Source organism: Psychrosphaera sp. (assembly GCF_982872775.1).
This window is the reverse complement of record NZ_CEYNSH010000001.1, coordinates 1-2,792: the sequence shown is the minus strand read 5'-3', so window position 1 is coordinate 2,792 and position 2,792 is coordinate 1. Positions and strand designations below refer to the sequence as shown.

3 protein-coding genes are annotated in these 2,792 nt (G+C 43.0%); 2 read left to right on the top strand and 1 reads right to left on the bottom strand.

The window, feature by feature from the left end; translation table 11 throughout:
* Positions 1–116 precede the first annotated feature (116 nt).
* The gene (locus tag AC4E96_RS00015) at positions 117–425 is read right to left on the bottom strand and encodes a c-type cytochrome (RefSeq protein ID WP_488032097.1); all 309 of its coding nucleotides are present in this window, start codon (positions 423–425) and stop codon (positions 117–119) included.
* 189 nt (positions 426–614) lie between these two features.
* Here AC4E96_RS00015 and AC4E96_RS00010 point away from each other — a divergent pair, with 189 nt between their 5' ends.
* Together AC4E96_RS00010 and AC4E96_RS00005 are read left to right on the top strand one after the other, a co-directional pair.
* On the top strand, positions 615–2,165 hold the full coding sequence (locus AC4E96_RS00010; RefSeq protein WP_490254519.1) for a protein adenylyltransferase SelO: 1,551 nt from the start codon (positions 615–617) through the stop codon (positions 2,163–2,165).
* Between the two features lie 102 nt (positions 2,166–2,267).
* A partial coding sequence (locus AC4E96_RS00005) for an NTP transferase domain-containing protein (RefSeq protein ID WP_490254518.1) occupies positions 2,268–2,792 on the top strand: 525 nt, incomplete at its 3' end.

The window sequence follows — 2,792 nt, the reverse complement described above, 5'->3', positions numbered from 1 at the left end:
TCACGCCAGATGTTGGCGATATCTGGCGTAGGTGAAACCAAGTTAGAGCGCTACGGCGATGCCTTTATTCAAGTCATCAGCCGTCATTTAGAAAGTTAAGCCGGCAAGTCCAGGCTCTATTTTAGCGATGCGTAATAAGCTGCGATATTTTCCATATCTTCATCGCTTAACATCGAGGCCATTGGAGCCATCATCGCATTTTTGCGTTCGCCCGATTTAAACGCTTTTAATTGAGCAATGATATACAGAGGTTTTTGACCCGCTAAATTTGGGTATGTCGGAATAGCACTAATGCCATTGGCACCATGACAAGCCGCACAGGTTGCCGCTTTTGCTTTACCTGCTTCGATATCAGCGGCCTTAGCTTGCATCGGAATAAAAGAAAGCGCCGCAACTGAGCATAGTGTTAACAGTGTTTTATACATAATAACTCCACAATATCATTGGTTTGAGTTGGAACTTGGGACGTTAAATTGGGCTTCATCATGATTCACCACACAACTAATGCCGAACTTTAATGAACAACCTGTACTAAAAAGTAGCACTGTTCTCCAATTTTAACTTAACTTAATTTACTTTTGTTTTATTAAGCTAGATCAAAAAAAGGCCGATTCATGCCGTCAAATAACCAAGTACCTGAGTCAGATTTACAACTTGTTTTCGACAATACTTTCCAAGCTCAGCTACCAGAAATGTCAGCATCGATTAAACCTCATACCTTTCCAGCGCCCAAGTGGTTAATTAAGAGCAAAGACGTCGACCAAGACTTGTCCAATTCAACAATCAAATCTGTTAAGCCATACCAGTCATTGTTGTCGCAAGATGCGCTTAATTGGTTTTCAGGCCAGACTCAAGTTCAGGGTGCACAGCCAATCGCTCAAAAATACACGGGCCATCAATTTGGCCAATACAACCCACAACTCGGTGACGGTAGAGGTGTATTGTTGGGCGAGATTCTTACCGACAATGGCCGCATAGACCTACACGTCAAAGGTGCAGGACAAACTCCTTTTTCTCGATTTGGTGATGGCAAGGCAGTAATTCGGAGCTCCGTTCGTGAATTTCTAGCATCCGAAACTTTGCATTATCTCGGAATTCCGACTTCTAGAGCCTTAGGTGTATTTACCACAGGTGAGTCGGTTCAACGAGAAACAATAGAGCCTGGCGCAGCACTTATTCGGGTTTGTCCAAGTCATTTGCGATTTGGCCATTTTGAGTACGCCTATCATACGGGCGACGTCGACTTACAAGAACGCTTGGTTAAATACTGTCTGTATCAAGTACTTCCTCAGTCTCATCCGGATCTCATGCAATTGAGTGAATGGAAAGAATCACCAGAACCAGTTTCGATAACGGAAGAAACACAGTTAATGTTTCGATTTGTCATACGCAGAACCGCTGAAATGGTCGCCAAATGGCAAGCTTTTGGATTTTGTCACGGCGTCATGAATACCGATAACATGTCAGTACTAGGTATCACCTTTGATTATGGCCCATTTGGTTTTTCAGATGAATACAACCCAAAGCACATTTGCAACCATTCGGACGATACCGGCCGTTATGCTTTTGATGAGCAACCCAGCGTAGCACTTTGGAACTTAAACGTGCTGGGCCATGCTTTATCATCGCTATTACCTGAGAATGTAATTCGAGAAGAATTGCAAAAATACGAACCACATCTTCTCGGTACATACACAAACTTAATGCGAGACAAACTAGGCTTAAAAAAACACAAAACCGAAGACCGAGCCATCCTCGGTGAGCTTTTGGCTATCATGCAAGTCAATAAAGCCGACTACACCATCGTATGGCGGACCCTGAGTGAAACGTTAGATTTAAAACAAAACGGACAGCGCTTTGTTGACTTGTTTTTGAATAGAGAACAAGCCCAAACTTGGTTAAATAAATACCACCAGCGCCTCCAGTTCGAGTCAACCTCATCACAGCAACGGACACAATCTATGTGTTCGGTAAACCCCAAATACATTTTACGCACTCATTTAGCTCAAGTTGCAATTGAAGACGCAGAAAAGGGAGACCTCAATAAACTCAATGAGTTATATGAAGTGTTGCAAAAACCTTTTGAAGAACAGAGGCAGTTTGAAGAGTACGCCAAACATCCACCAGCTTGGGCCAGTTCTATTAATATTTCTTGTAGTAGCTAATCGGCATTGTACTAAACCTAAAAAAGGCTTGGATTTTTACAAGATTTTCATTTTTGAGTGGGTATAATGTGCCTCATCTAACAAGGAAACATTGAGTTTATTATGAGTTTATCAGTAGTTATTCTCGCGGCCGGTAAAGGCACGCGTATGAAATCGAGCTTGCCAAAAGTTTTGCATCCCGTTGCCCACAAACCTATGGTGCAACACGTTATTGATGCGGCAAGCACACTAGGTTCGAACAATAACACAGTGGTTTATGGCCATGGTGGCGACCAGTTAAAAGAAGCCCTTGCCCACAATTCGGTTAATTGGGCATTACAAGCCGAGCAAAAAGGCACAGGCCATGCGGTAAAAGTGGCCAATGAATTCATGCCTGACGATCACACAATTTTAATTTTGTATGGCGATGTACCGTTAATTCAATCTTCGACTTTAGAGCGTCTATTGGCAGTAAAACCAGAGCAAGGCATCGCTTTGTTAACGGTTAAATTAGATAACCCAACAGGTTATGGTCGAATTGTTCGCGATGAAAACGGCGTCGTTGTGGGTATCGTTGAACAAAAAGATGCAAGCCCAGAGCAGCTTGCAATTCAAGAAGTAAACACCGGCATCATGGCGGTGACCGGT